Here is a 24,155-nt window from a genome sequence, read left to right on the forward strand (position 1 = left end):
GTCTGAAAAGGAGGCGGAAATGAACTGGGATATCATCGAAGGCAAATGGAAGCAGCTGAAAGGCGCGACCAAGGTCAAATGGGGCGAACTGACCGACGACGAGCTGGATCAGATTGACGGCAACAAGGACAAGCTGGCCGGCAAGCTGCAGGAAAAATACGGCTGGACCAAGGACGAGGCCGACCGCGAGATCGACGATTACTATCGCGACAAGTGATCGCCCTGCCGCAACCGCCAGTAAGGGGCGTCCCATCCGGGGCGCCCCTTTCCACATCCGCTTGATCGTTTGTCCGCCGTAGGGCACCACGGGGGCGAACCGACCGGAGCGTCGCATGTATTACGCCTATTCTATCGAGAACGGTCGCCTGGTGCGCCTTGCAGCAGAACGCGATGTCGCGGACGCGGCATGGATCGACCTGATCCAGCCGAACGACGCCGAGATCGCGCAGCTGCGCGTGCTTGGCGTGCCTGTTCCCAGCCTGGCCGAGATGGAGGAGATCGAGTTGTCCAACCGCCTCTATCGCGAGGACGGGCTGGACTACATGACCGCGATGCTGCCGGGAGAGCGCGCCGGAGGTGACCGAATCTCGATGCCGGTGACGTTCATCCTGTCGACGGACCGGCTGGTAACGGTGCGCCACCATTCGCCGCGGCCGTTCCTGACCTATCCCGAACGCGCCGAACGCTCGACCCTGGGCTGCGGCACGCCCGACCGCCTGTTCCTGGGCCTTGTCGAGGAGATCATCGCCCGGCTGGCCGACATCCTGGAAGGGGCAGGCCGCACGCTGGACCAGACCACCGCCGCGGTGTTCGAACGCCGCGCGGTTGCCGCGGCCTCGGATAGGCTGCAGGCTGCGCTGCAGGATGTCGGACGCGAGGCCGAGACGATGGCACGCGTCCGCCTGGCCCTGCTGACGGTCGAGCGGATGCAGGCGTTCTATACCGCCACGCTGGAGGACCGCCCCGAGGAGGGCCGCCTGCGCGCCGCCACCCGTGCCCAGATGCGCGACATCCAGGCGCTGGAGGTGCATGCCGATTTCCTGGGCGGGCGGGTCAGCCTGGCGGTGGACACCACGCTTGGCCTGATCAACCTGCAACAGAACAACACGGTCCGCATCCTGTCGGTCGTCGCGGCGCTGTTCCTGCCGCCGACGCTGATCGCCAGCGTCTATGGGATGAACTTCACGAACATGCCGGAACTGGAGGAGCCCTGGGGCTATGCCTTTGCCTTGGTCCTAATGGGCGGGACGACCTTGGGGACATGGCTGTTCCTGCGTTGGAAGGGCTGGATCTAAAGATCGTCCAGCAGGTCCAGCATCTCGGGGGGCATCTGACCCTCAGAAAGGGTGATGGCGTGCGGGCCGGTCGCGTCCGTCACGGTGATCGCATAGCGCATCCGATCCGGGCAGCCGGGACAGGGGGTGGCCGCCATGTCGGCCAACGCCTTGGGGTGGAAGGCCGCGCACAGCTCCTGCGCCCGGGGTTCGGGCTGGGCGTCGGTGTCGATGCGGCGCGAGGTGGCGGCAGTGATGCCGCCAAAGCCGCCGTGGCTGCGGATCTCTATGATCATGCGGTCCTCCGGTCCGCGGATCATAGGATCAGACCGCGATTCCCACAAGTTTCCACGCGCGTCGCAGCAGCAGCGCCTGTTGGCTGCCCGCGCCTGCCAGTGCTGCCGCGCTGCGCAGGGTCTGGTCGGCGAAATCGGAAAAGCTGGCCATCGGATTGTTCAGGTCCTGCAGCGTCCGGTACCAGATGCGGCCCGGCAGCTCCCACGCGTTGCCGCCCAGATAGCTGCAGAACAGGTAGAAGGCGTGGTTCGGAATGCCCGAATTGATGTGCACGCCGCCATTGTCGTCGGTCGTGGTGTTGAACTGATCCATGTGCCAGGGCTGGGGATCGGTGCCCAGCAGGTCGTCGGCATAGGCCGTGCCCGGTGCCTTCAAGCTGCGCAGCGCCACGCCGTTGATGCCCGCGCCCAGGATGCCGCGCCCGATCAGCCAGTCGGCCTGATGTGCGGTCTGACCCAGCACGCGCTGTTCGGCCAGCGCGCCGAAGACGTCGGCCACATGTTCGTTCAGCGCGCCGGACTGGTTCTCATAGATCAGCCCGCCGGAATGCTGGATGACGCCATGGGTCATCTCATGCGCGATGACCGACAGCTGCAGAAAGGTCCGGAAGATCTTGCCGTCGCCCGTGCCATAGGCCATCTGCTGCCCGTCCCAGAAGGCGTTGTTGTAGTTGCGGCGGTGCTGGACCGTCGCCACCAGCGGCATGCCCCGCCCGTCCAGCGAATTGCGGCCGTATTCCTCGGCGAACATCGCGAAGACTTGGCCGGCGCTGTCATAGGCCAGGTCGGCATCCGCGATGCCGGACGGCGCGTCGCCTTCGCCCCGCACTAGGCGGCCGGGCAGGGCGGCGCGGAATTCGCCGTCGTGGATGCGCCGGTCGGGGCAGCACAGGTCGGGATCGGGCGCGATGCCCTGCGGCGCGGGCGGCAGGCTGGCCCAGGCCGCGCGCTCCTCGCGCAGCTGTTCGTCATGGCGCAGCAGCGTGCGCGCCATGTCCGCCGTCGCGGGGTCACCCCGAAGCGCCAACACCCGCAGCATATAAGGCGGCACGATGCAGGCGACGGGATTGTGGTGAGAGCAGCCGAACGACAGGCACATGGGGCGACCTTTCCGCTTTGGTTCACCCCAAGGTAGCACGGAACGCCCGACCCGCAAGGGTCGGATGTTCACGTTTCATTCACGTCAGTCCATGCGCTTGCCGCTGGCCTTGTCGAACAGGTGCAGCCCGCCGGGGCGATAGGACAGGCGCATATGATCGGACAGGGGGGCATCGGACGGCAGGGTGATGGTGATGCGGGCATCGCCGGTCTTGCCGTGGACCAGCCGCTGCGCGCCCAGTTCCTCGACCGCCAGAACCGACATCTCGATCGGGCCGTCGGCGGTGACGCTCAGATCCTCGGGGCGGATGCCCACATGGCCCGCATGCCCGGTGCCGGGCAGGTGCGGAACGGCGCTGGCCTCGATCAGGTTCATGGCCGGGCTGCCGATGAAGCTGGCCACGAAGGCCGATGCCGGGCGGCGATAGACCTCCAGCGGCGTGCCGATCTGTTCGATCTGCCCGCCGTTCAGCACCACCAGCCGGTCGGCCAGCGTCATCGCCTCCAGCTGGTCGTGGGTCACGTAGATCGAGGTCGTGCGCAGGCGCTTCTGCAGCTCCTTGATCTCAAGGCGCATGGCGACGCGCAGTTTCGCGTCCAGGTTCGACAGCGGCTCGTCGAAGAGGAACGCGGCCGGTTCGCGCACGATGGCGCGGCCCATGGCGACGCGCTGACGCTGGCCGCCCGAAAGGGCGCGCGGCTTACGGTCCAGGAACGGGCCGATCTGCAGGATGTCCGAGGCGATGCCCACGCGGCGTTCGATCTCGGCCTTGGGGGTGCCGCGGTTCTTCAGGCCGTATGCCAGGTTCTGTCGCACCGACATGTGCGGGTACAGGGCATAGTTCTGGAACACCATCGCGATGTCGCGATCGGCGGGCTCGATCTCGTTGACCACGCGGTCGCCGATGCGGACCTCGCCCTCGGTGATGCTCTCCAGCCCCGCGACCATGCGCAGCAGCGTGGATTTTCCGCAGCCCGACGGGCCGACCAGGACCAGGAACTCGCCATCCGCGATGTCGATATTGACGCCGCCCACGGCGCGGGCGCCGCCGGCATAGACCTTGCCGACATTGTTGAGGGTGATGGATGCCATCTTATTTCTCCGTCTCGACAAGACCTTTGACGAACAGGCGCTGCATGGCGACCACCACGATCACGGGTGGGATCATCGCCAGCATCGCGGTCGCCATGACCAGGTGCCATTGCGGCAGACCGTCCACGGCATCCGCCATGCGCTTGATCCCCGCAACGATGGTGTAATAATCCGAACTGGTCGTGATCAGCAGCGGCCAGAGATACTGGTTCCAGCCATAGATGAACAGGATCACGAACAGGGCTGCGATATTGGTGCGCGACAAGGGCAGCAGGATGTCGCGAAAGAACTTCATGGGCCCGGCGCCGTCGATGCGGGCGGCCTCGGTCAACTCGTCCGGGATGGTCAGGAAGACCTGGCGGAACAGGAACGTGGCCGTGGCCGACGCGATCAGGGGGATCGACAGGCCGGCATAGCTGTTCAGCATGCCCAGGTCGGCGACCACCTGGAAGGTGGGCACGATGCGCACCTCGACCGGCAGCATCAGCGTGATGAAGATGCACCAGAAGGCCAGGCCGCGCAGCGGAAAGCGGAAATAGACCACCGCGAAGGCCGACAGGACCGAGATGACGATCTTGCCGATGGCGATGGCCAGCGCCATGACCAGGCTGTTGAACATCATCACGCCGACCGGGGGCGTGCCGCTGGTGGATACGCCCGCGCCCAGCATCTGGCTGTAGTTCTGGATCATCTGGTCGCCCGGCCACATCGGGATGGTGCCCGACATGAAGGCGGTCGCGCTGTGGGTCGAGGCCACGAAGGCCACCCAGACCGGCAGCGCCACGACGCAGACGCCCAGGATCAGTGTCAGGTGGGCGGCCAGGTTCAGGAAGGGACGGTTCTCGATCATCAGTAGGCCACCTTCTTCTCAACGAACCGGAACTGGATCACCGTCAGCACCAGGACCAGCGCCATCAGGACCACCGACTGCGCGGCGGACGAGCCCAGGTTCTGCCCGACGAAGCCGTCGAAATAGACCTTGTAGACCATGATGTTGGTGGCCTGTGCCGGGCCGCCCTCGGTCGTGGCGTCGATCACGCCGAACGTATCGAACATCGCATAGACGATGTTGACCACCAGCAAGAAGAACGTCGTCGGCGACAGCAGCGGAAAGGTGATGTCGAAGAAGCGCCGCACCGGACCCGCCCCGTCGATGGCCGCGGCCTCGCGCAGGCTGGCCGGGATCGCCTGCAGCCCTGCCAGGAAGAACAGGAAGTTGTAGCTGATCTGTTTCCACGCGCTGGCAATGACGACCAGCGTCATGGCGTCGCCCTTGTCCTGGATGTGGTTCCAGTCATAGCCCAAGCCCCCCAGCAGATAGGGCATGATGCCGATGGTCGGGTTGAAGATGAACCACCACAGGATGCCCGCGACCGCAGGCGCCACCGCATAGGGCCAGACCAGCAGCGTCGTATAGACACGCGTGCTGCGGATCATCCGGTCCACCGCGATCGCCAGCAGCAGCGACAGCCCCATCGACAGCACCGTGACCGAGATGGCGAAGACCGCCGTTACCTGCAGGCTGTTGAGATATTCGGGGCTGCCCCACAGGCGGGCGAAATTCTCCAGCCCGACAAAGGTCGTCCGGGTGCCGAAGGCATCCTCGCGCAGAAAGCTTTGACGGATGGCCTGACCGGCGGGCCACAGGAAAAAGATGAAGGTGATGATCAGCTGGGGGGCCAGCAGCAGCCATGGCAGCAGCTGGTTTCGGAAAATGGTGCGCTTCATCGCGGGACCTTGGGGCGAAAACGGGAAAAGACCGGGGCCGCGCGTGATGCGCGGCCCCGGCCGAAGGGGGTGGGGCGGTTACTGGTTCTGCGCCTGGAACTCTTCCAGCAGCGCGTCGCCGCGGCTGACGACCGCGTCCAGCGCGCCCTGCGCGTCCTTGTCGCCCGACAGAAGCTGTTCGAACTCTTCGTCGATGATGCCGCGGATCTGGACATAGCTGCCAAAGCGCAGACCCTTGGAGTTCTCGGTCGGCTCGTTCAGGGTGATCTGGTTGATGCCGGTGTCGGCGCCGGGGTTCTCGGCATAATAGCCGGCCATCTGCTCACGCGCGGCGGCGGTGATGGGCAGGTAGCCGGTGAAGGACGCCCAATCGGCCTGCACCTCGGGCTGGGTCAGGTATTCGAAGAACGCCGCGGTCGCCGCGTATTCCTCGTCCGTCTTGCCCGACAGCACCCACAGCGAGGCGCCCCCGATGATCGAGTTCTGCGGCGCGCCCTCGACGTCGTCGTAATAGGGCAGCATGCCATAGCCGACCTCGTAGGCGGTCGAGTTGGCGATGACGCCTGCACGGCTGGCCGAGCTGCCCATCATCATCGCGCATTCCTGCGAGTACAGCATCGGGGCCGCATTGTCGGCGCCCACCGGGCCGCCGTACTTGAAGATGCCCTCGTCGGACCATCGCTTGAGGTTGTCCCAGTGCTTCACCTGAACGGGACCGTTCAGCGACAGGCGCGCGTCCAGACCGCCAAAGCCGTTCTCCAGCGTGCCGATGGGCTGGTTGTGCCACGCCGACAGGTTCTCGGTCTGGGCCCAGCTAATCCATTGCGTGGTGAAGCCGCAGGTCGCGGCGCCCGATTCCATGATCTGCTTGCTGAACTGCTCCAGCTCGGCCCAGGTCTTGGGAGGAGTGTTCGGGTCCAGGCCCGCCTTCTCGAACACGGTCTTGTTGTAGTACAGGATCGGGGTCGAGCTGTTGAAGGGCATCGACAGCATGTTGCCGTCGGAATCGGTGTAATAGCCGACGACGGCCGGCAGGAACGCCGCCTGGTCGAAGGCTTGGCCGTGCTGCTCCATCAGTTCGTGGACCGGGACGATGGCGCCCTGGGCGGCCATCATGGTGCCGGTGCCGACCTCGAACACCTGGACGATGGCGGGCTGCTGGTTCGCGCGGAACGCGGCGATCGCGGCGGTCATCGTCTCGGGGTAGGTGCCCTTGTAGGCGGGGGTGACGGTGTATTCGTCCTGGCTGTCGTTGAAGCCCTGGGCGATCTCCTCCAGCTTCGCGCCCAGCTCGCCGCCCATGGCGTGCCACCATTCGATGTTCGTTTCTGCCTGCGCGGCAGTCAGCGACGCCACTAGCGCCACCGCGGATGCGGTTCCGTATCGGATCATGTTGTCTTCCCTCCCTTACAGAGTTGCGATGCTGACCCCGCCTATCGGCAGTTCACGACAGCATCGCAACGCTCATGTGACAGTCTTGTGACGTCGGGAGGTTTGGGTCAACGGGTTTCGTTGGCGTTCGGTTTTTTACGAAGTTGCGCGAATGCCCCCATCACCGCGCCGATGATCGGGTTGATGACCTTGGCCGCCACCGGCAGCAGGGCCAGTCCCAAGATCAGGCCGATGACGCCGTCGCAGAAGGCGGTGACGACCCATGCGACCACGCCGGGGGCGGCGGGCACGGCGGCGGCGGCGGCCTCGGCCCAGTCATGGATCAGGTGATAGGGCGCCCCCCAGCCCAGCTGCTCCAGGCCGTGCACGATGATCTGCCCGCCGACCCAGATCATCGCGGCGGTGCCGACCACGGTCAGCGTCTTCATGAAGCCGGGCATGACCTTGACGATGCCGCGGCCCAGGGCGGCGACGGCGCCGGTGCGGCGCTGTGCCAGGTGCACCCCGACATCGTCGGCCTTTACCACCAGCGCCACGAACCCATAGACCGCGACGGTGATCGCCACGGCGACCAGCGCCAGGATGACCGCCTTCATCAGCAGGCTGTCGTCGGTCGGGATGGTGGACAGGGCGATTGTCATGATCTCGGCCGACAGGATGAAGTCGGTCTTGATGGCGCCGGCGACGCGGGCCTCCTCCAAAGCGGCACCGTCGGTGTCGGGATGGGTATGCTTTTCGCTGTCATGGGTGTCGGTCTTGTGGAACAGGTGCGCGACCTTGTGCGCGCCCTCGTAGCACAGATAGGCGCCGCCCAGCATCAGCAGGGGCGGAATGGCCCAGGGCGCAAAGGCCGACAGCAGCAGCGCGACCGGCAGCAGGATCACCAGCTTGTTGAACAGCGATCCGCGGGCGATCTTCCAGACGATGGGGATCTCGCGGCTGGCGTCGAAGCCGTGGACGTATTTCGGCGTCACCGCCGCGTCGTCGATGACCGCGCCCGCGGCCTTGGCGCCCGCCTTGGCCGCCTGGCCCGCCACGTCGTCGATCGATGCCGCCGCCACCTTCGAAATTGCCGCTACGTCGTCAAGAAGCGCGATCAACCCGCTCATGCAGTGTCCCTTCGGAAATTGGCCCGATGCGGCGCCGTGCCGCAGCCCATCAGCACCCGGCAACGCGCGTCGAGGCAAGGGGTTTCACCATCACCCACGGATCGGCATGCAAAAAGGCCCGCGCAGAGGGGACTGCGCGGGCCATGACCTGCCTGTCGGGGGACGGCAGGTCCTGCGGGGCGTCTTAGGACGCCGGCAGCAGCACGGTGTCGATCGAGTGGATCACGCCGTTCGACTGGTCCACGTCGGGGATCAGAACGGTGGCGACGTTGCCGTTCTCGTCGGTGATCTGCAGGGCGTTGTCGCTGGCGCGGATGCTGGCGGTCAGCGTGCAGCCGCCCACGGTCTCCAGCGCGGCCGAACCGCCGCCCTGCTGGATCATGCGGCCCACGGCGGACGACATCGCCTCGGTCGGGACGACGTGGCAGGTCAGGATGGTCTGCAGGGTCTGCAGGCTCTCGGGCTTCAGCAGGTCCTCGACGGTGCCGTCGGGCAGCTTTTCGAAGGCCGCGTTGGTGGGGGCGAAGACGGTGAAGGGGCCGGGGCCCGACAGCGTCTCGACCAGGCCCGCGGCCTGCACGGCGGCGACCAGCGTGGTGTGGTCGGCCGAGTTCACGGCGTTTTCGACGATGTTGCGGTTCGGGAACATCTCGGCGCCGCCCACCATGGTGTTCTGGGCAAAGGCCGGTGCGCCAAGCGCGATGGTGGCAGCGATGATCGAAGCGCCGACTTTGGTAAAGCGGGTGGTCATGGACTTCCTCCGGTTTTGGTTCTGGGCGGCATTTCTGCGCCCGACAGTCCCAAACACGCGGCAGGTGCGGGTTAGTTGCGCAACCCCCCGGTCAATCCGCGATCACAAGGACGTGAGCGGCGCGATGGCCACGACCGGACCGGTCGCCTGACCGGTCGGCGATCCCCCCGCCGGTTCGTCCGACAGCGCGATCTGGATGTCGGCCGAGGGGTCCAGCCCGTCCGGCAGCGTCATGCGCAAGGTGCCGTCGCGCGGGACCAGCCCGATCGATACCGGGGCCGAGCCGTCGGGTTTCACCCACCAGATCTCCCAGTCGCGGTCATCGGGGGCGGCGCCGCTTTCCAGCGCGATCTCCATGTCGCGCCCGTCGATGCGGGCGGCGACGCGCAGGGCCTGATCCTGGGTCGCAAGCTGTGCCTGATAGGCGGGCGCGGCGGGCTGCTGCAGCCCGGGCAGCCACAGGAACGCGGCGGTCGCGGCGACGGCAAGCAACCCGGCCAGTGCGCCCATCGGACCGCGCCACCAGGCCCGCCGTTCGGTCGGGTCGTTGGCCAGGGGCGGGGTGACGTGGCCCAACCGTTCGCGGATCGCCTGGCGTGCGCGGGCAGGGGCCATGACCGGGGTCAGCGCCTCGGCGATGCCGGCCATGCGTTCGTACCAGTCGTGGACGATGCGGGCGAAATCCGGGTCGGTGGACATACGGGCCGTCGCGGCGGCGGCCTCGGGTCCGTCCAAGAGGCCAAGCGCCAGCTCGGCCGCCAGCGCCTGGTCTTCCTGGGACGGGGTCAGCGGGGCGTCGTCGGTCATTGGCTTACGCAATCCTTCAGTCGCAGCAGGCTGCGGCGCAGCCAGCTGCGCACGGTGTTGATGGGCAGCCCCTCGCGCGCGGCCAGGTCGGCATAGCTGACCCCCTCGAGGTAGACGGCACGCACGGCGCTCGCCTGCGCCTCGGCCAGCCTGGCCAGGCAGTCGTCCAGCATGCGGCGTTCCTGGGCCATGATCGTCGCCGATTCGGGACCCGGCGCGCTGCAGGCGACGAAGGCCGCGGCATCTTCGGGCGCGGTCACCGGTCGTGATCCGCGGGCGCGAAGCCTGTCGATGGATCGGTTGCGGGCGATGGTGATCAGCCAGGTCATCGGCGACAGCCCGTTCGAGGCATAGCGCGCGGCGCTTTGCCACACGCGGATATAGACCTCCTGCAGGGTCTCCTCGGCCTCGGGGCGGTCCTTGAGGACCGACAGGCACACGGCGTGCAGCTTGGCCGATGTCGCGTCGTACAGGCGGTCAAAGGCGTCGCGATCACCCATGGCGGTGCGGGCGATCAGGGTTTCCAGTTCGGAACGGCGTGCGTCTGTCAAAACCGGGGCATCCTTCCAAGGGTTGTGGGCACCTTATGAAGCACACCCTCGCGCGTCAACGCGCGCACGGGGTGGCGGCCGCCCGCGCCGTGCCTTGCACCCGTTCCCCGAATGCGCGATCAATGCGCCGATGTGATGGAAAGGGCTAGGGCCGATGCTGGACATGAACGCGAAACCCACCGAAGAGATCGACCTGCGCGAGGTGTTCGGTCTGGACAGCGACATGAAGGTCAAGGGCTTTGCCGACCGCACGGATCGCGTCCCCGAGATCGACAGCACCTACAAGTTCGATCCCGACACGACGATGGCGATCCTGGCAGGCTTTGCCTACAACCGCCGCGTCATGGTCCAGGGCTATCACGGGACGGGCAAGTCCACCCATATCGAACAGATCGCGGCGCGCCTGAACTGGCCCTGCGTGCGCGTGAACCTGGACAGCCATGTCAGCCGGATCGACCTGATCGGCAAGGACGCGATCAAGCTGGTCGACGGCAAGCAGGTCACCGTGTTCCACGAGGGCATCCTGCCTTGGGCTCTGCGCAACCCGACCGCAATCGTGTTCGACGAATACGACGCGGGCCGCGCGGACGTGATGTTCGTGATCCAGCGCGTGCTGGAGGCCGACGGCAAGCTGACGCTTCTGGACCAGAACGAGGTCATCACGCCGAACCCCTATTTCCGTCTGTTCGCCACCGCCAACACCGTGGGCCTGGGCGACACGACCGGCCTCTATCACGGCACCCAGCAGATCAACCAGGGCCAGATGGACCGCTGGTCGCTGGTCGCGACGCTGAACTATCTGCGTCACGACGCCGAGGCCGCGATCGTGCTGGCCAAGGTGCCGCATTACAACACCGAGAAGGGCCGCAAGACCATCAACCAGATGGTGACGCTGGCCGATCTGACGCGGACCGCCTTCATGCAGGGCGACCTGTCCACCGTCATGAGCCCGCGCACGGTCATTTCCTGGGCGCAGAACGCGCGCATCTTCGACAACGTGGGATACGCGTTCCGCCTGACCTTCCTGAACAAATGCGACGAGCTGGAACGCCAGACCGTGGCAGAGTTCTATCAGCGCCTGTTCGACGAGGAATTGCCGGAAAGCGCAGCCGCCAAGGCGGGCTGAGGCCCGCGCGGCCAAGGGGGCCATCCGCAGATGAAGAAATCCGACAACCCCGCCGACCCGTTCAAGAAGGCCCTGACCGAGGCGACGCGCGCGCTGGCGGGCGAACACGAACTGAACGTGACCTTCAGCGCGGACCCGGCCGGGGTTGCGGGCGACACGATGCGCCTGCCGCAGATCAGCCGCCGCATGGGCCGCGACGAGGTGCTGTTGGCGCGCGGCACGGCCGACGCGCTGGCCATGCGGATGCGCCACCACGATGCGGGCACCCATGCCCGCTATTCCCCCGCGGGCCCGATGGCCCGCGAGCTGTACGAGGCGCTGGAGACCGCGCGCTGCGAGGCGCTTGGCGCGCGCGACATGCCGGGGGCGCTGTCCAACATCGACGCCAAGATCGGCGCCGAGGCCGACAAGAAGGGCTATGCCCAGATCAAGGCCCCTGCCGATGCGCCGCTGTCGGTGGCGGCGGGTTACATCCTGCGCCAGGCGGCGACCGGGCGGGCGCTGCCTGCGGGCGCGCAGCATGTCGCCGACCTGTGGCGGCCCTTTGTCGAGAGCCAGGCCTCGGGGGCGCTGGCGGATGTGAACGATGCGCTGGCGGATCAGGCCGCGTTCTCTCGGCTGTCGCGGCGGATCATCACCGACTTGGGCTATGGCGACCAGCTGGGCGAGGATCCGGACCAGCCCGAAGATGACGACAGCGACGAGAGCGCCGAGCAGGATGAGGAATCCGGCGACAGCGAATCGCAGGATCAGGACGACAGCGAGGAGAGCGACGCCAGCCCCGAGCGCAGCCAGGAGCAGACCCAGGACGAGCGCCAGGCCCAGGTCGGCATGGACGACACCGCCGAGGACGAGATGGCGGACGAGGCGGAGATGCCCGATCAGGACAGCCCGCCCGACCTGCCGCCCCCGGTCAGCGAGGCCAGCCCCGATTACCGCGTCTTTGCCCAGACCTGGGACGAGGAGATCCGCGCCGAGGATCTGGCCGACATTGCCGAGCTGGAGCGCCTGCGCGCCTATCTGGACAAGCAGCTGGAACCGTTGCGGGGGGCGGTCAGCCGCTTGGCCAACAAGCTGCAGCGCCGCCTGCAGGCCCAGCAGAACCGCAGCTGGGAGTTCGACAAGGAGGAGGGCGTCCTGGACGCCGGCCGCCTGGCGCGCGTGGTGGCGAACCCGACCATGCCGCTGTCCTTCAAGATCGAGAAGGACACCGAGTTCCGCGACACGGTCGTGACGCTGCTGATCGACAATTCCGGGTCGATGCGCGGGCGTCCGATCAGCATCGCGGCGATCTGCGCCGACGTGCTGGCCCGGACGCTGGAGCGGTGCAACGTCAAGGTCGAAATCCTGGGCTTTACCACGCGCGCCTGGAAGGGCGGGCAGTCGCGCGAGGCGTGGCTGGCCGCGGGCCGTCCGGCCCAGCCCGGCCGCCTGAACGACCTGCGCCACATCGTCTACAAGTCCGCCGATGCGCCCTGGCGCCGCGTCCGCCCCAATCTGGGGCTGATGATGAAGGAGGGGCTGCTGAAGGAGAACATCGACGGCGAGGCGCTGGAATGGGCGCACAAGCGCCTGACCCGCCGTCCCGAGGCACGCAAGATCCTGATGGTGATCTCGGACGGCGCGCCGGTCGATGACAGCACCCTGTCGGTCAACCCTGCCAACTTCCTGGAACGCCACCTGCGCGACGTGATCGCCATGGTCGAGAAGCGCCGCGCCGTCGAGTTGCTGGCGATCGGCATCGGCCATGACGTCACCCGCTATTACCAGCGGGCCGTGACGATCACCGATGCGGAGCAGTTGGCCGGGGCGATCACGGAGCAGCTGGCGGCGCTGTTCGACAGCGATCCGCGCAAGCGGGCGCGGGTGCTGGGCATGGCGTCGATCCGGCGAGGCTGATTGCGTCCCGCGACGCCGGGGGGCGCTGCCCCCCGGACCCCCCGAAGGCGTCGCTGATCCGTGACCTAGTCCCGCAGCAATCGACGGATCGTGCGGCGCAGCAGGCGATCACCCCTGGGTTGCCATCCGGCGCCGATCAGTGCCGTGCAGTCCGGAACGCGCAGGCGTGACGCATCGGCACGCGGGGGCAACGGGTGACGGCTGCCGGTGGCGTCGCGGACGATCGCCAGCAGGTCGTGGTGATCCAGCACAAGATCACTGCAGTTGACGGTGGATGGCAGCACCCCCGTCGACAGAAGCAGGACCAGCGCCCGGGCGAGGTCGGCGGCGTGAACCTCGGTCGCGATGCGCGGGGCGATGGGGCGACCGGACAGGTAATCAGCGAACAACGTCCGCCATTTATGCGCGGGGCCGGGACCATAGACGCCGGTCGCGCGGATCGCGCAGCCGGCCAGCGGCAGCGATGCCAGATGCGCCTCTGCCCCGGCCTTGACCTGTCCGTAGAGCGTGGTCGGCGCGGCGGGCAGGTCGTCGGGCAGGCGCATCCCCGACGGATGACCGTCATGCACCGCGCGCGAGGACAGGAACAGCACCCGCCCGACGCCATGCCGCACGGCCTGATCGAACAGGGCACGCGTACCGTCCAGGTTGGCAGCGATGAAGGCCGCGGGGTCGTCGCCCTCTCCGCCGCGATAGCGGCCCGGCGCGTGGGCGAAGGCACAGTGGATCAGGGCGTCATGGCCCTGCAGCGTCGCAGGGTCGCCCAACGCCCAGCCATGGGCCCGGTCCAGGGGCGTGACGTCGTGGCCCGCCCGGCCAAGGGCGCGCGCGGCATAGCGCCCGACGATCCCGGACGCGCCGGTCAGGGCCACGCGCATCAGGCGGGCGGGCCGGGCAGGGCGTTCAGGTCGGGCACGGGTCCGCCCACCGCGATCTGGCGCCAGAGGTCGATCAGCGGGCGCAGACTGTCGGCCTTGGGGTGATCCTGCCAAGGCTTTTCGTACTGGAAATGCAGGATGCGGATCTGGGTCCAGTCCCACAGCTGCGGCATGTGCGTCCAGACGTATTGCAGCAGGTTGTGGTGGATCGACAGCCCCTGCCAATCGGGAAAGTACTCCTGCAGGAAGGTCTGATCCGTGCGCCGCCAGAACGCGCCCGGCCGGTCCAGACGGGCCATCATCGCGGCAAAGGTCGCGGGATCGGGGCGTGCGGTGAAGACACCCGAATTCATCCGGCCGAACCCGTCCAGCCCGTCATAGACATTGGGCGCGGCGCAGAATTCCGGGAAATCGAACAGCTTGTCGACCGGGCGCAGCACGATCGCGTCGGCGTCGATGAAGACGCAGGCGTCGTAGTCCAGCTGCCACAGCCGCAACTTGATGAAATTGTCCAAGGGGGTATGGAAATCCGGCTTTCCGCCCTTGAGGAATGCGGCCCGTGCGTGCAGCGCGTCGCGGGCATGGGCCTGGTCGAAGGCGTCCGACGTGGGCAGCAGGTCCGCCCGGATCAGCCGGGCGCCAAGCGCGGACAGGCGCGCCAGCGCATCCGCATCAAGGCCGCGATGCATCACCGCCAGATCGGCGGAGGTTCCGGTCAGCCTGAGGGAACGCAGGAGCGCCTCGGCGCCGGGCAGGTAGGCGGCATTGCTGACCAGAGTGACGAAGGCGCGGCGTGCTGTCGCAGGGCCGTCCGCGACAAGTCCGGGGGGCAGCGTGGGATCGGTCATCGGCGCGGGTCCTGATCGGGGCGGGTGTCGGGCCTTCATGGCAGACGGGCGCGGGGTTTGCCAAGCTGTTGCGGAACCGCCCACCCCCGGCCACGTTTCCTTGCGAGTCCAACAGGAAAGTGATCCCATGTCCCACAACCACGAGCCGGAAAAAGCCGCGCGCAACCACAAGCCCGCGATCATCGCCATCATCGTCGCGCTGGTCGTGGCGGCACTGGTGTTCTTCGTCTTCACGCCCGGCGTGGACGAGCAGGAAGATGGCATCGCCACGACCGCCCCGCCCGCCGACACGCCGATCAGCGATGCCGAGGGTCTGGGCGAGGATGTCGGCGAACCCACCACGCCCGGCGCGGATACCCCGGCCGATGGCACCGCCGCCCCCACCGGCACCGCCGACCGGCCCGCAGGCGACGACGCCCCCGCCCCCGCGAACTGAGCCGCGCCCACATTCCGCGTTCCCCGCGCCCGGACCCGAAATGGTCCGGGCGTTCTTCTGACGCAACCGTGACCGGCTTGGACCGATGACATTGCCTCACGGGTTTGAGATAACGGCCACAGAATGGCGCGCAAAGCGCCGCGGGCGGTATCTTCGGACAGAAGAAGGGGCAGGCATGAAATTTCTGACAAAGCTGTTGCTGGGGTTGGCGGTGGTGACATTCGCCGTCTCCTGCGGACGGACGCCGCCACGGGGGCAGGCGCCTGGCGGCTATCAGGTCGCACCCGGACCTGGGGCGAACCCGCAGCTGGGCGACCGCGCGCCGCACCAGTGGCGCAACGGCGCGCCCTATGGGCATGCGGTGCACGGTATCGACATCTCGCGCTGGCAAGGGGACATCGACTGGAACCGGGTGCGCGGCGCGGGCATCAGCTTCGCCTTCATCAAGGCGACCGAGGGGGGCGATCACGCCGACCCGAACTTCCGCCGCTACTGGTACGAGGCCGCGCAGGCCCGGATCCCGCGGGGCGCCTATCATTTCTACTATTTCTGCCGATCTGGCGCCGAGAACGCCTATTGGTACATCCAGAACGTCCCGCGCGAGGCCGGGTCGCTGCCGCCCGTCCTGGACATGGAATGGACCAATTCGCGCAACTGTCCCCGCCGCCCCCCGGCTGCCGAGGTCCTGCGCGAGGCCGAGGTCTTCATGCAGATCGTCGGCCGTCATTACGGCCAGCGCCCGATCATCTACACCACCGTCGATTTCTATCGCGAGAACCAGATGGGCCGCATGAACGCCGAGTTCTGGCTGCGCTCGGTCGCGGATCATCCCAGTGTCACCTATCCGGGCCAGCGCTGGACGTTCTGGCAGTATACCGGCACGGGCATCGTTCCGGGCATCCGCGGTGACACGGACATCAACGCCTTTGCGGGCTCGGCTGCGGATTGGGCGCGATGGTTGCAGGCGCGTCTGGTTCGCTAGCCCCGCGGCGTTGGCTGCAGGTCGAGTTCGCGGCGCTCTATGTCGGGGCGCCGCTGGCCATCGCACTGTTCCTGCCGCCCGATCAGCTGTTCACCGCGCTGGCGGTGTTCAGCCTGGCCGGAATGGCGCTGCTGTGGATCACCGGCGGGTTCCGCTGGCGCGTGCTGGTGCGGGGCTGGCGGCGGATGCCGTGGCAGGAGCTGGCGGGCATCGCGCTGGCGACGCTGGCGGCGGGCTGGCTGATCCTGGCCTGGATGCGCCCCGAGGCGCTGTTCTCGATCCCCCGCAACCGGCCCGAATTCCTGCTGGTCATCTGGACCTTCTATCCGATCCTGTCGGCGCTGCCGCAGGAGCTGATCTTCCGACCGCTGTTCTTTCACCGCTACGGTGCGATCCTGCCCCAGGGGCGGGCGGCCATCGCGCTGAACGCGGCCATCTTTTCGTTCGCGCATCTGATGTACTGGTCCTGGATCGTGGCGATCATGACCTTCGTGGGCGGCTGGTTCTTTGCCCGCGCCTATCTGCGGCACGGCTTTCCGGCGGCCTGGGCGCTGCATGCGGTGGCCGGGAACGTGCTGTTCGCCATCGGCATGGGCGTCTATTTCTACACCGGCAACGTGGTGCGGCCGTTCTGAAGGCCTGCTCTAAGAGGTTGACTTCCCGCCCGGCCCGCGCTTTGTGCGGGGGCTGAAAAACTGGGGAAAACGCTCATGCACGCCTATCGCAGCCATACCTGCGGCGACCTGAAGGCCGCCGATGCCGGAACCACCGTCCGCCTGTCGGGCTGGGTCCACCGGGTCCGCGACCACGGGGGCGTGCTGTTCGTCGACCTGCGCGACCATTACGGCATGACGCAGGTGCTGGCCGACAGCGACAGCCCGGCCTTTGCCGCGATGGACAAGCTGCGGGCAGAGACCGTCATCCGCATCGACGGCCGGGTCAAGATGCGTGACGCGTCGCTGGTCAACGCCAAGCTGCCCACCGGCGAGATCGAGGTCTATGCCACCGAGATCGAGGTGCTGGGCCCCGCGGACGAACTGCCCCTGCCGGTCTTCGGCGACCAGGACTATCCCGAGGAGACGCGGCTGGCCTATCGCTTTCTGGACCTGCGCCGCGACAGCCTGCACAACAACATCATGCTGCGGTCCAAGGTCATCCGGTCGATCCGCAACCGCATGTGGGACCAGAACTTCACCGAATTCCAGACGCCGATCATCACCGCCAGCAGCCCCGAGGGCGCGCGCGACTTCCTGGTGCCGTCGCGGCTGCATCCGGGCAAGTTCTATGCCCTGCCGCAGGCGCCCCAGCAGTTCAAGCAGCTGATCATGGTCGCGGGCTTCGACAAGTATTTCCAGATCGCCCCCTGCTTCCGCGACGAGGACCCGCGCGCCGACCGCAGCCCGACCGACTTCTATCAGCTAGACATGGAGATGTCCTTCGTCCGTCAGGAGGACGTCTTTGCCACCGTCCAGCCGGTCATCCAGGGACTGTTCGAGGAGTTCGGCGGCGGCCGCCGCGTGGACGCCGACTGGCCGCTGATCCCCTATGCCGAGAGCCTCCTGAAATACGGCACCGACAAGCCGGACCTCCGGAACCCGATCGAGATGCAGGTGGTCAGCGATCACTTCCGCGGGTCGGGCTTCGGCATCTTCGCCAAGCTGCTGGAACAGGAAGGCACGCAGGTCCGCGCCATTCCCGCGCCCACCGGCGGCAGCCGCAAGTTCGCCGACCGCATGAATGCCTTTGCCCAGAGCCAAGGCCTGCCGGGCATGGGCTACATCATCTGGCGCAAGGCCGAGGACGGCACGACCGAGGCTGCCGGTCCCATCGCCAAGGCGCTTGGCGTCGAGAAGACCGAGGCGATCCGCACGCAGCTGGGCTTGGCCGAGGGTGATGCGGCCTTCTTCCTGGGCGGCCATCCCGACCAGTTCGAGGCCGTCGCGGGCCGCGCCCGCACGGAAATCGGCCGTGAATTGGGCCTGATCGACGAAAGCCAGTTCAAGTTCGCCTGGATCGTCGATTTCCCGATGTACGAGAAGACCGACGACGGCAAGATCGACTTCAGCCACAACCCCTTCAGCATGCCGCAGGGCGGGATGGAGGCGCTGAGCGGCGACCCGCTGGAGGTGTTGGGATACCAGTACGACCTGGCCTGCAACGGCTATGAGCTGATCAGCGGCGCGATCCGCAACCACAAGCCCGAGATCATGTTCAGGGCGTTCGAGCTGGCCGGCTATCCGGCATCCGAGGTCGAAAAGCGGTTCGGCGGCATGGTCAAGGCGTTCCGCTATGGCGCGCCGCCGCACGGGGGCTGTGCCGCGGGCATCGACCGCATCGTGATGCTGCTGGCGGACGAGCAGAACATCCGCGAGGTCATCATGTTCCCGATGAACCAGCGCGCCGAGGACCTGATGATGGGTGCCCCGTCAGAGCCCACCAACGAACAGATGCGCGACCTGCGTCTGCGCGCGTTGCCGAAAGAGTGACCTGACCCCGGGCGGCGGACATGGCATGATGCTGCACAGCAGCACCAGCCGGAGCCTGTCGCCCGATGCCGTCCTATGCTGAAATCGCCGCGATCCGCCTTGGCTTCGGCCTGTCGCCGCGCCTGACACCGCCCGCCGACCCGTCGGGAATGGCGGCATCGGTTGCGGCGTCCACGCGGTTCGGGTCGGAGGCCGTGACGCTGGACAAGGTCCGCGCCTGGCAGGACAAGGGCCTTGACCTTGGCGCCGCCGCCCGCGCCGGCGATCCTGCCGCCCGCGATCGCGATGTTGCCTATCGGCGCAGGCTGGGCGGCATCTATCGTGCGGCGATCCAGAACCGTTTTGCGCGCGCAGTCGATGACCCTTCCGGCTTTGGGGAACGTCTGGTCTGGTTCTGGGCCGATCATTTCACCGTCACCGGTGGCACGGTCTATTGGAACCTGATGACCGACGCCTTTGTGCAGGATGCGATCCGTCCGCATCTGACCGGTCGGTTCGCCGACATGATGCTGGCGGCCGAAACCCATCCGGCGATGGTTCGCTATCTGGATCAGGACCGGTCGGTCGGCCCCAACTCGGCCCGCGCGCGCAGGAATCCTGACAAGCCGTTGGGACTGAACGAGAACCTGGCGCGCGAGATGATCGAGCTGCACAGCCTTGGCGTGGGGGCCGATTACTCCCAGCAGGACGTGACGCAGCTGGCCGAACTGCTGACCGGACTGGCCTATCACCCCCGGCAGACGGGCATCTTCCGTCCCGGCCAGGCCGAACCGGGGGTCGAGACGGTTCTGGGCGTCCGCTATGGCGGGGGTCGCGCCAGTCTGGACGATATTCGCGGGGTCATCGCCGATCTGGCCCGCCATCCTGCGACCGCCCGGCATATCGCCCGCAAGATGGCCGTGCATTTCGTCGCGGACGAACCGCCGCAGCCGCTGGTCGACCGGCTGGCGGCCGTGTTCGCCGATACGAGCGGCGATCTGGGCGCGATGAACCTGGCGCTGGCAGAGGCGCCGGAGTTGCGGCAGCAGTTCCGCCGGAAGATGCGGCAGCCCTTCGACTTTCTGGTGGCCGCCCTGCGCGGCCTTGGCGTCGACGGGCGGCAGGTCCGCGACATGAAGCCGGGCCAGCTGCAGCGTCTGTTGATGCAACCGATGACCGCCATGGGGCAGGCCTGGGGCAGCCCCCTGGGGCCCGATGGCTGGCCCGAGGATCAGGCGGCCTGGGCCAGCCCGCAGGGCTTGGCGATGCGCATCACCTGGGCGCTGAGCGCGCCGTCGCGGCTGACCGACCCGCTGCCCGACGCGCGCCAGCTGCTGCGTGCGGCCTTGGGCGACACTGCGTCCGAGGCGCTGTCCTGGGCGGTCCCGCGCGCCGAAAGCCAGGCCGAGGGCGTGGCCCTGATCCTGGCCTCGGCCGATTTCAACCGGAGGTGACGCGATGCTGTCTCGGCGGCTGTTCCTGAAATCGACGGCGCTGATCGGCTGTTCGGCCGCCGCGCATCCGCTGCTGTCGTCGGCGACCTTCGCGGCGGCGCCGGGCGACAATCGCCTGGTGGTCATCATCCTGCGCGGCGCGATGGACGGGCTGGACGCGTTTCAGCCCTATGGCGACCCCGCACTTCGGGGGCTGCGCCAGACCCTGTCGCTTGGACCCGATCACGGCGCCACCGATCTGGACGGGTTCTTTGCGCTGCATCCGGGCCTGTCGGACCTTTTGCCGCTGTGGCAGGCCGGGCAGCTGGCCTTCGCGCCCGCTGTCTCGACGCCCTATCGCGACAAGCGCAGCCATTTCGACGGCCAGACCATGCTGGAGGCCGGCACCGGCACCGACCTGGACCTGGATGCCCAGCAGGACGGCTGGCTGAACCGGCTGCTGCAGGCGATGCCGGGGCAGGCGTCGGAGACCGCCTATTCTGTAGGGGTCTCGCAGATGCGCATCCTGCAGGGGCAGGCCCCGGCCAAAAGCTGGACCCCCAAGGCGCAGATGGACCTCAGCCCGCAGGCCGAGCAGCTGCTGACGCGCATCTATCACGATGACCCGCTGTTCCGCGACGCCAGTGCGCAGGCGATGGAGATCGTGGCCAGCCTGTCGCCGGACCTTGCCACCGGCAAGCCGGGACAGGACCACCTGGAGATCGCGCGTTTTGCCGCGGACCGCCTGAACGGCCAGACGCGGATCGCCAGCTTTTCCATCGGCGGGTGGGACACCCATGCGGGGCAGGCGGGGTCGCTGCCGCGGATGCTGGGGCGGCTGGCCGACACGATCCTGACGCTGAAGGCGGATCTGGGCGCGAATTGGGACCGCACCACCGTCATGGCGATGACCGAGTTCGGACGCACCGTCCGCGAGAACGGATCGGCGGGGACCGATCACGGCACCGGGGGCACGCTGCTGGTGGCGGGGGGCGCCGTGCGCGGCGGGCGGATGATGGGCGATTGGCCGGGTCTGGCAGAGGGCGACCTGTACGACGGGCGCGACCTGATGCCGCTGCGCGACATTCGCGCCTATGCGGCCTGGGCGATGCACGCCAAGTTCGGCATCGATCGTGCCACCCTGGAGGGGTCGGTCTTTCCCGGACTGGACATGGGGTCCGATCCGCGGATGACCGCCTGATCCTACATCTCGGCCACGCGGGACAGGCGGTCCTGGACCATGCCGCTGATGCGGGCCAGATCCGTCGCAAGCGCGTGGCCCGCGTTATAGTCGCGCGCAAGGGCGGTGGCCGCAGCCTCCAGCGCGGGGTCGTGCGCCGAGCGGGCGACGCCGGCCAGGAAGCGGGCGATATAGTCGATCTCGGTCGTGTCATGGGCGCTGGACAGCACCTCGGCCACATGGGCCAGATCGTCGCGCAGGCCCGAGGGGTCGGGCTGGATCACGTCGTCGGGCAGCGCCCGCAGCGTCATCGCCCCGGTATCGGCGGGCAGCACCCGCAGGATCGCCTGCTGGAACACCGCCAGGCTCTCGACCGGCTTGGGCAGGAACCCGTCCGCACCCGCCGCCAGCGCCTCGGACGCACGGTCGGGATCGCCGGACATCGCCAGGATCACCGGCACCCGCAGTTCGGCGGCGTGCAGTTCGGCGATCAGCGCGACCCCGTCGCCATCGGGCAGGCCCAGGTCGATCACCACCACCGCCGGACGATAACTGCGCAGATGACGCGCCGCGGACCGCAGGCAATCCGCGCGGCGAATCCGCGCACCGGACTTGAGACACAGCAGCCGCACGGCCTCGCTGGCAAAGCGCGAATCCTCGATCACCAGCACCGTCAGGCCTGTCAGCGGTCTGTTGGGCAGCGACAAACGCCATTGCGGCAAGGGCTTGGGCGTGTCGGCCGTGATATCCGTCAGCATGTCTGTGTCCCCATCCACGTCTTCACGCCCAGTTAAGCCCAGATTCGCTAAGAACCGGTTAACGGCGATGCTTTTCCTTTCCCGCGGCGCGCCCAAGGCTTAGAACCGCCTGAAACGGAGGATGTGACGATGATCGGTCGCCTGAACCATGTCGCCATTGCCGTCCCCGACCTGCAGGCGGCGGCGGCGCAGTACCAGACCACCCTGGGGGCCACGGTCGGCCCGCCCCAGGACGAACCCGACCACGGCGTGACCGTCGTGTTCATCGAACTGCCGAACACCAAGATCGAGCTTTTGTATCCCCTGGGCGACGACAGCCCGATCCGCGGGTTCTTGGACAAGAACCCGTCGGGCGGCATCCATCACATGTGCTTCGAGGTGGATGACATCATCGCCGCGCGCGACCACATGAAGACACAAGGCGCCCGCGTCCTGGGCACCGGAGAGCCGAAGATCGGCGCCCACGGCAAGCCTGTGCTGTTCCTGCACCCCAAGGATTTCAACGGCTGCCTGATCGAACTGGAGCAAATCTGATGAACCTGACCGGCGGTATCGTTCTGTTCGCCTCGCTGTGGTTCCTGACCTTGTTCTGCGTCATGCCCATCGGGCAGCGCAGTCAGGCCGATGCCGGAGAGGTCATTCCCGGCACCCATGCGGGCGCACCGTCGGGCGTGAACTGGCGGCGCAAGCTGATCTGGACCACGGCCATCACCAGCGCCATCTGGGCCGTGCTGGCGTGGATCATCCTGGGCGGCGTGATCACGCGCGCGGATATCTCGAACCTGGACCAGTGGATCCGCTGATCATCTGGAACAGGTGGGTGAAGGCCGCCGCCGCCAGCAGCGGCACGGCGATGTTGACCACGGGGATGACCAGGCCCACCGCGACCAGCACGCCCGTCAGGGTCACGCGCGCCGAATGGGCGCGGCGCAGGTCGCTGGCCGGGCCTTCGTCCAGGTGGCGACGGGCGGCCATCTGAAAGTACTCGCGCCCCAGCAGCCAGCCGTTCGCGCCTAGGAACAGCAGGGGCGCAAAGGGGCCGATGAAGGGCGTCAGGATCAGGCTGATCACCAGCACCCCCAGGACCGCCAGCACGACCGCCACGGATTCCAGCAGCCCGTCGAAGAAGTCCAGCGACGTGCCGCGGCGGTCCGGGTAATGGATCGCCTCGACCTTTTCGGCAACGGTTTCCGCGAAGAGGCCCGCAAAACCGGCGGCGACCGGGGCCATCAGGAAGATCCCCATCACCGGAAACAGCGCCAGCGATCCCCAGGACAGCACCTGACCGAACTCGATCTGGCCCAGCCAGGGCAGCGTGACCCCGCCCGGCAGCCACAGCCGCAGCGCCCAGAAGATCGCCGCCTGCAGGGCCACGAACAGCACCAGCGTCAGCCCGATGCCCAGCAGCACCAGCCGCAGCACCGATGGGCGCAGCAGGTCGGCCCAACCCCGCCGAAGCGCACGAAGGGGCATCATGGACGCCACTCGGTCTTGGCGGCGATGTCGGGGCGCGGGCGTTCCGGGGGCTGCGCGCCGCGGGTGCCGATATGGATCAGCCCCGCGACGCGCTCATGCGCCGCGATGCCCAGATGCGCCTGCGAGAAGGACTGGTCCAGCGCCGCGAAGCCCGTCAGCCAGGCGGCGCCCCAACCGGATGCCAGCGCCGCGTTGACCAGCCCCAGGCACAGCGCGCCCGTCGACAGGACCTGCTCCCATTCGGGAACCTTGGGGCTGTCGACCGGGGAGAAGACCACCGCCACGATCACCGGCGACGCCATGGCCGAGGCCGCCTTGTCCGCCGCCGCCTGGTCCTGCCCCGCGGCCAGGACCGCATCGCGCAGCCGCGGCGCCATCGCCTCCAGGGTCTGGCGGCCCAGCACGACAAAGCGCCACGGCTCCAGCTTTCCATGATCGGGCACGCGGGCCGCCAGGGTCAGCAGATCGGCCAGCTGGTCAGGGTCCGGGCCCGGGCCGGTCATCATCTTGGGCGGGTGGGACCGGCGGGTGGCCAGAAACTGCAGGGCGGCGTCGTTGCGGTGGTCCATGCGGAT

General features: G+C 67.7%; 27 protein-coding genes. 12 read left to right on the plus strand and 15 right to left on the minus strand.

Annotated features, from left to right (window positions below; genetic code table 11):
* The first annotated feature begins 19 nt into the window (after positions 1–19).
* Both FHD67_RS08435 and FHD67_RS08440 read left to right on the plus strand, forming a co-directional pair.
* The gene (locus FHD67_RS08435; protein ID WP_046000993.1) at positions 20–217 is read left to right on the plus strand and encodes a CsbD family protein; all 198 of its coding nucleotides are present in this window, start codon (positions 20–22) and stop codon (positions 215–217) included.
* Positions 218–332: 115 nt separating this feature from the next.
* Positions 333–1,295 carry a magnesium transporter CorA family protein gene (locus FHD67_RS08440; protein WP_139598442.1) on the plus strand — a complete coding sequence of 321 codons (963 nt, stop codon included), beginning with the start codon at positions 333–335 and terminating at the stop codon, positions 1,293–1,295.
* On the opposite strand, the gene FHD67_RS08445 is transcribed toward FHD67_RS08440, so the two are convergent.
* From FHD67_RS08445 to FHD67_RS08490, 10 genes are all read right to left on the minus strand, one after another.
* Positions 1,292–1,570, minus strand: coding sequence for a protealysin inhibitor emfourin (locus tag FHD67_RS08445; RefSeq protein ID WP_045981624.1), 279 nt, complete (start codon positions 1,568–1,570; stop codon positions 1,292–1,294). The genes FHD67_RS08440 and FHD67_RS08445 overlap by 4 nt on opposite strands.
* 28 nt (positions 1,571–1,598) lie before the next feature.
* Entirely contained in the window at positions 1,599–2,669 is a 1,071-nt protein-coding gene (locus tag FHD67_RS08450) for a M4 family metallopeptidase (RefSeq protein WP_139598443.1), read from the minus strand.
* 84 nt (positions 2,670–2,753) lie between these two features.
* Complete coding sequence (locus FHD67_RS08455) at positions 2,754–3,761, minus strand: sn-glycerol-3-phosphate import ATP-binding protein UgpC (RefSeq protein WP_139598444.1); 1,008 nt, start codon at positions 3,759–3,761, stop codon at positions 2,754–2,756.
* Position 3,762: 1 nt separating this feature from the next.
* The gene (ugpE, locus tag FHD67_RS08460) at positions 3,763–4,611 is read right to left on the minus strand and encodes a sn-glycerol-3-phosphate ABC transporter permease UgpE (RefSeq protein ID WP_046000989.1); all 849 of its coding nucleotides are present in this window, start codon (positions 4,609–4,611) and stop codon (positions 3,763–3,765) included.
* Positions 4,611–5,489, minus strand: coding sequence for a sn-glycerol-3-phosphate ABC transporter permease UgpA (ugpA, locus tag FHD67_RS08465; RefSeq protein ID WP_045981620.1), 879 nt, complete (start codon positions 5,487–5,489; stop codon positions 4,611–4,613). Before ugpA ends, ugpE begins: the two co-directional genes overlap by 1 nt.
* A 78-nt stretch (positions 5,490–5,567) precedes the next feature.
* Positions 5,568–6,881 carry a sn-glycerol-3-phosphate ABC transporter substrate-binding protein UgpB gene (gene ugpB / locus FHD67_RS08470; protein WP_046000988.1) on the minus strand — a complete coding sequence of 438 codons (1,314 nt, stop codon included), beginning with the start codon at positions 6,879–6,881 and terminating at the stop codon, positions 5,568–5,570.
* 107 nt (positions 6,882–6,988) lie between these two features.
* Positions 6,989–7,990, minus strand: a complete 1,002-nt coding sequence (locus FHD67_RS08475; protein ID WP_139598445.1) for a DUF808 domain-containing protein — start codon at positions 7,988–7,990, stop codon at positions 6,989–6,991.
* Between the two features lie 184 nt (positions 7,991–8,174).
* Entirely contained in the window at positions 8,175–8,741 is a 567-nt protein-coding gene (locus tag FHD67_RS08480) for a fasciclin domain-containing protein (protein WP_046000986.1), read from the minus strand.
* A gap of 102 nt (positions 8,742–8,843) precedes the next feature.
* The gene (locus tag FHD67_RS08485) at positions 8,844–9,548 is read right to left on the minus strand and encodes an anti-sigma factor (RefSeq protein WP_127898932.1); all 705 of its coding nucleotides are present in this window, start codon (positions 9,546–9,548) and stop codon (positions 8,844–8,846) included.
* The gene (locus FHD67_RS08490) at positions 9,545–10,099 is read right to left on the minus strand and encodes a sigma-70 family RNA polymerase sigma factor (protein ID WP_246071266.1); all 555 of its coding nucleotides are present in this window, start codon (positions 10,097–10,099) and stop codon (positions 9,545–9,547) included. Before FHD67_RS08490 ends, FHD67_RS08485 begins: the two co-directional genes overlap by 4 nt.
* Before the next feature lie 154 nt (positions 10,100–10,253).
* Between FHD67_RS08490 and cobS the strand changes: the two genes are divergently transcribed.
* Positions 10,254–11,225, plus strand: a complete 972-nt coding sequence (gene cobS / locus FHD67_RS08495; RefSeq protein ID WP_045981614.1) for a cobaltochelatase subunit CobS — start codon at positions 10,254–10,256, stop codon at positions 11,223–11,225.
* 30 nt (positions 11,226–11,255) lie between these two features.
* Positions 11,256–13,124, plus strand: a complete 1,869-nt coding sequence (cobT, locus tag FHD67_RS08500) for a cobaltochelatase subunit CobT (RefSeq protein ID WP_139598446.1) — start codon at positions 11,256–11,258, stop codon at positions 13,122–13,124.
* A 65-nt stretch (positions 13,125–13,189) separates the two neighbouring features.
* Here cobT and FHD67_RS08505 read toward each other — a convergent pair whose 3' ends face one another.
* Both FHD67_RS08505 and FHD67_RS08510 read right to left on the minus strand, forming a co-directional pair.
* A complete protein-coding gene (locus FHD67_RS08505; protein ID WP_139598447.1) occupies positions 13,190–14,002 on the minus strand; it encodes an NAD-dependent epimerase/dehydratase family protein in 813 nt (270 codons plus the stop codon).
* Positions 14,002–14,850 (minus strand): glycosyl transferase, encoded by an 849-nt coding sequence (locus tag FHD67_RS08510; protein ID WP_139598448.1) that lies wholly within the window; start codon positions 14,848–14,850, stop codon positions 14,002–14,004. Before FHD67_RS08510 ends, FHD67_RS08505 begins: the two co-directional genes overlap by 1 nt.
* A 127-nt stretch (positions 14,851–14,977) precedes the next feature.
* On the opposite strand from FHD67_RS08510, the gene FHD67_RS08515 reads away from it, so the two are divergent.
* The 6 genes from FHD67_RS08515 (at position 14,978) to FHD67_RS08540 (ending at position 21,367) form a co-directional block, all read left to right on the plus strand.
* Positions 14,978–15,286 (plus strand): tripartite tricarboxylate transporter TctB family protein, encoded by a 309-nt coding sequence (locus tag FHD67_RS08515; RefSeq protein ID WP_139598449.1) that lies wholly within the window; start codon positions 14,978–14,980, stop codon positions 15,284–15,286.
* 175 nt (positions 15,287–15,461) lie between these two features.
* Positions 15,462–16,268: a glycoside hydrolase family 25 protein gene (locus FHD67_RS08520; RefSeq protein WP_139598450.1), complete on the plus strand. Its 807-nt coding sequence runs from the start codon at positions 15,462–15,464 to the stop codon at positions 16,266–16,268.
* Positions 16,241–16,903, plus strand: a complete 663-nt coding sequence (locus FHD67_RS08525; protein ID WP_139598451.1) for a CPBP family intramembrane glutamic endopeptidase — start codon at positions 16,241–16,243, stop codon at positions 16,901–16,903. The genes FHD67_RS08520 and FHD67_RS08525 overlap by 28 nt, the downstream gene beginning before the upstream one ends.
* Positions 16,904–16,978: 75 nt before the next feature.
* Positions 16,979–18,754 (plus strand): aspartate--tRNA ligase, encoded by a 1,776-nt coding sequence (aspS, locus tag FHD67_RS08530; RefSeq protein ID WP_139598452.1) that lies wholly within the window; start codon positions 16,979–16,981, stop codon positions 18,752–18,754.
* A 65-nt stretch (positions 18,755–18,819) separates the two neighbouring features.
* Complete coding sequence (locus tag FHD67_RS08535) at positions 18,820–20,187, plus strand: DUF1800 domain-containing protein (protein WP_046000979.1); 1,368 nt, start codon at positions 18,820–18,822, stop codon at positions 20,185–20,187.
* A gap of 4 nt (positions 20,188–20,191) precedes the next feature.
* Positions 20,192–21,367 (plus strand): DUF1501 domain-containing protein, encoded by a 1,176-nt coding sequence (locus FHD67_RS08540; RefSeq protein WP_046000978.1) that lies wholly within the window; start codon positions 20,192–20,194, stop codon positions 21,365–21,367.
* Between the two features lie 2 nt (positions 21,368–21,369).
* Here FHD67_RS08540 and FHD67_RS08545 read toward each other — a convergent pair whose 3' ends face one another.
* Positions 21,370–22,104 carry a response regulator gene (locus FHD67_RS08545; RefSeq protein WP_081994695.1) on the minus strand — a complete coding sequence of 245 codons (735 nt, stop codon included), beginning with the start codon at positions 22,102–22,104 and terminating at the stop codon, positions 21,370–21,372.
* Positions 22,105–22,233: 129 nt separating this feature from the next.
* Here FHD67_RS08545 and mce point away from each other — a divergent pair, with 129 nt between their 5' ends.
* Entirely contained in the window at positions 22,234–22,638 is a 405-nt protein-coding gene (gene mce / locus FHD67_RS08550) for a methylmalonyl-CoA epimerase (RefSeq protein ID WP_042246072.1), read from the plus strand.
* Positions 22,638–22,907 carry a DUF1467 family protein gene (locus FHD67_RS08555; protein ID WP_045981605.1) on the plus strand — a complete coding sequence of 90 codons (270 nt, stop codon included), beginning with the start codon at positions 22,638–22,640 and terminating at the stop codon, positions 22,905–22,907. Before mce ends, FHD67_RS08555 begins: the two co-directional genes overlap by 1 nt.
* Here FHD67_RS08555 and FHD67_RS08560 read toward each other — a convergent pair.
* Together FHD67_RS08560 and FHD67_RS08565 are read right to left on the minus strand one after the other, a co-directional pair.
* Positions 22,864–23,580, minus strand: coding sequence for an EI24 domain-containing protein (locus FHD67_RS08560; RefSeq protein WP_246071267.1), 717 nt, complete (start codon positions 23,578–23,580; stop codon positions 22,864–22,866). The two genes, FHD67_RS08555 and FHD67_RS08560, sit on opposite strands and share 44 nt — an antisense overlap.
* Positions 23,577–24,149: a nitroreductase family protein gene (locus tag FHD67_RS08565; protein ID WP_139598453.1), complete on the minus strand. Its 573-nt coding sequence runs from the start codon at positions 24,147–24,149 to the stop codon at positions 23,577–23,579. The genes FHD67_RS08560 and FHD67_RS08565 overlap by 4 nt, the downstream gene beginning before the upstream one ends.
* Positions 24,150–24,155: the final 6 nt, after the last annotated feature.

The sequence above is a fragment of the Paracoccus haeundaensis genome (assembly GCF_006239215.1).
GTDB lineage: Bacteria > Pseudomonadota > Alphaproteobacteria > Rhodobacterales > Rhodobacteraceae > Paracoccus > Paracoccus marcusii.

Coding starts and splice junctions, on each gene's coding strand:
- mce (WP_042246072.1), top strand. CDS start 22,234: ATGATCGGTCGCCTGAACCATGTCGCCATTGCCGTCCCCGACCTGCAG.
- FHD67_RS08510 (WP_139598448.1), bottom strand. CDS start 14,850: ATGACCGATCCCACGCTGCCCCCCGGACTTGTCGCGGACGGCCCTGCG.
- FHD67_RS08485 (WP_127898932.1), bottom strand. CDS start 9,548: ATGACCGACGACGCCCCGCTGACCCCGTCCCAGGAAGACCAGGCGCTG.
- cobT (WP_139598446.1), top strand. CDS start 11,256: ATGAAGAAATCCGACAACCCCGCCGACCCGTTCAAGAAGGCCCTGACC.
- FHD67_RS08515 (WP_139598449.1), top strand. CDS start 14,978: ATGTCCCACAACCACGAGCCGGAAAAAGCCGCGCGCAACCACAAGCCC.
- FHD67_RS08480 (WP_046000986.1), bottom strand. CDS start 8,741: ATGACCACCCGCTTTACCAAAGTCGGCGCTTCGATCATCGCTGCCACC.
- FHD67_RS08505 (WP_139598447.1), bottom strand. CDS start 14,002: ATGCGCGTGGCCCTGACCGGCGCGTCCGGGATCGTCGGGCGCTATGCC.
- FHD67_RS08565 (WP_139598453.1), bottom strand. CDS start 24,149: ATGGACCACCGCAACGACGCCGCCCTGCAGTTTCTGGCCACCCGCCGG.
- ugpA (WP_045981620.1), bottom strand. CDS start 5,489: ATGAAGCGCACCATTTTCCGAAACCAGCTGCTGCCATGGCTGCTGCTG.
- FHD67_RS08540 (WP_046000978.1), top strand. CDS start 20,192: ATGCTGTCTCGGCGGCTGTTCCTGAAATCGACGGCGCTGATCGGCTGT.
- ugpB (WP_046000988.1), bottom strand. CDS start 6,881: ATGATCCGATACGGAACCGCATCCGCGGTGGCGCTAGTGGCGTCGCTG.
- FHD67_RS08560 (WP_246071267.1), bottom strand. CDS start 23,580: ATGATGCCCCTTCGTGCGCTTCGGCGGGGTTGGGCCGACCTGCTGCGC.
- FHD67_RS08435 (WP_046000993.1), top strand. CDS start 20: ATGAACTGGGATATCATCGAAGGCAAATGGAAGCAGCTGAAAGGCGCG.
- FHD67_RS08450 (WP_139598443.1), bottom strand. CDS start 2,669: ATGTGCCTGTCGTTCGGCTGCTCTCACCACAATCCCGTCGCCTGCATC.
- ugpE (WP_046000989.1), bottom strand. CDS start 4,611: ATGATCGAGAACCGTCCCTTCCTGAACCTGGCCGCCCACCTGACACTG.
- cobS (WP_045981614.1), top strand. CDS start 10,254: ATGCTGGACATGAACGCGAAACCCACCGAAGAGATCGACCTGCGCGAG.
- FHD67_RS08440 (WP_139598442.1), top strand. CDS start 333: ATGTATTACGCCTATTCTATCGAGAACGGTCGCCTGGTGCGCCTTGCA.
- FHD67_RS08520 (WP_139598450.1), top strand. CDS start 15,462: ATGAAATTTCTGACAAAGCTGTTGCTGGGGTTGGCGGTGGTGACATTC.
- FHD67_RS08545 (WP_081994695.1), bottom strand. CDS start 22,104: ATGCTGACGGATATCACGGCCGACACGCCCAAGCCCTTGCCGCAATGG.
- aspS (WP_139598452.1), top strand. CDS start 16,979: ATGCACGCCTATCGCAGCCATACCTGCGGCGACCTGAAGGCCGCCGAT.
- FHD67_RS08475 (WP_139598445.1), bottom strand. CDS start 7,990: ATGAGCGGGTTGATCGCGCTTCTTGACGACGTAGCGGCAATTTCGAAG.
- FHD67_RS08535 (WP_046000979.1), top strand. CDS start 18,820: ATGCCGTCCTATGCTGAAATCGCCGCGATCCGCCTTGGCTTCGGCCTG.
- FHD67_RS08445 (WP_045981624.1), bottom strand. CDS start 1,570: ATGATCATAGAGATCCGCAGCCACGGCGGCTTTGGCGGCATCACTGCC.
- FHD67_RS08525 (WP_139598451.1), top strand. CDS start 16,241: ATGGTTGCAGGCGCGTCTGGTTCGCTAGCCCCGCGGCGTTGGCTGCAG.
- FHD67_RS08455 (WP_139598444.1), bottom strand. CDS start 3,761: ATGGCATCCATCACCCTCAACAATGTCGGCAAGGTCTATGCCGGCGGC.
- FHD67_RS08555 (WP_045981605.1), top strand. CDS start 22,638: ATGAACCTGACCGGCGGTATCGTTCTGTTCGCCTCGCTGTGGTTCCTG.